At 45.6% G+C, this 1,482-nt stretch carries 1 pseudogene; it reads right to left on the bottom strand.

The features are described 5' to 3' along the window. Positions 1 to 85: 85 nt before the first annotated feature. Positions 86 to 1,394: pseudogene (locus tag DSM107010_RS37665) on the bottom strand (NF041680 family putative transposase). Positions 1,395 to 1,482: the final 88 nt, after the last annotated feature.

Here is a 1,482-nt window from a genome sequence, read left to right as displayed (position 1 = left end):
CTGGAGTTTAGACTAACCAATAACAAAATGACTCAGCAGTACTGAGTTAACAAGCTACCCAGCTAAAAATATAAAAACTCAAAGGTCAAGCTGACTTTGCTGGTGACTTTTGGCGCTGGGGAGTAGTCTTTTTAACTGTAGGATAGCGAATTCTACGCAGTCGTGGTTTGCCAGTAGCCCAAGCCTGGAGACTTTCCACGGGGTTTGGGTACAACAGCAGGTGTACCAATCACCCCTAAAACCCCGCCCATAGCCTGAGCGACCCGTCCTGGGGTGAGTTTAGCCTGAGGCTGTTGCCAAGGTAAAGGGTTGTCAGTCACGATATCACGAGCTAACCAAAGTTGCCAGGTCATCAGTGGTAATAAGTCACTCCAAGACTCGCACTGTTGTGGGGTATTTAGCTTGGGAACAGTCCAATGTAAGCGTTGCGAGGCAAAACGATACCAATGGTCAACAGCAAAACGCCGCAGGTACAGTTGCCAAAATTGAGACAATTGAGGCATGGAGAGTCCGAGCCACACAAGCCATAAAGGTTTAGCTGGATTGGCTGCATCTTCATTCAATCGTTGTACTTGAATCAAGTGCATTTTGATCTTGGCAGATTGTTGAAAGTGAAGATTCAGCCACAAACGCAACCGTAGCCACCCCAACTTTGGATCTTTGACCTCTACGAAGGAGTCGGCTTTCCACCAAGTTTCGCTATCGTTCAGCTTAAATTTAGCGCCGTGAATCCGAGGACGACCCACCCCTGTATAAGCTCTTGGCTCACCATAAAGTAGACGGTTTGAGCGCAAACGGAACAATTTATCGGCGGCTATATCTGCTGTTTGTTTGACGAAGCTGGCACAACCGTACTCTGCATCCCACAATGATAATGGGCGTGTTGGCAGTTTTTCACACACTTGTTTTAATTGGGAAGCCGCTTTTTCAATTGGGTTAGTAAAGCTGGTAATGCGTTCATGTAATAGGGGTAATGCCCAACTTCCTTCTACTTCTGGAATCCAAGCTATAGTACTATACCCTTGTCCTAAGGTAACTGGTTTTGAACCAGACATTGCTTGTGCTTGATGTTCGTAGGTACGTTCTTTGAGGGTGACAGCTTCTAGTCTTGACCAAGCCGTGTGATCTCCTGCTAAAACAATTTGCTGTGTGTGCGGAATTTGTTTGATGTAAGACTCCATCAACTTTTCTGGCGCTGGCTTGCTGTCTGATAAACATTCATAAATACTAGACCACTTGCGTCGAAATACTGGAGACAGCGATAATTCCACAAATGATTTCACTCCCCGTGTGATTAGCACCGCATCCATCAAGTCAAATAGGGCATCTCTACCGTTGCCCAGGATGGTGTATACACCTTGCCGAAATTGTTTAAGCTGATCGATAGTTGTCATGGTCAAGCTGGGTTTTTTCTCTAAATCTCAGCATTGACCAAAAAGTGGTCACTTCAACAGGATTGACCGCTTTTTTCTTGATTTAGTC

It is taken from the genome of Chroococcidiopsis cubana SAG 39.79, from assembly GCF_003991895.1.
Classification (GTDB): Bacteria; Cyanobacteriota; Cyanobacteriia; order Cyanobacteriales; family Chroococcidiopsidaceae; genus Chroococcidiopsis; species Chroococcidiopsis thermalis.
The sequence above is the reverse complement of the archived record's forward strand: the minus strand, read 5'-3'. Positions and strand labels throughout refer to the sequence as shown.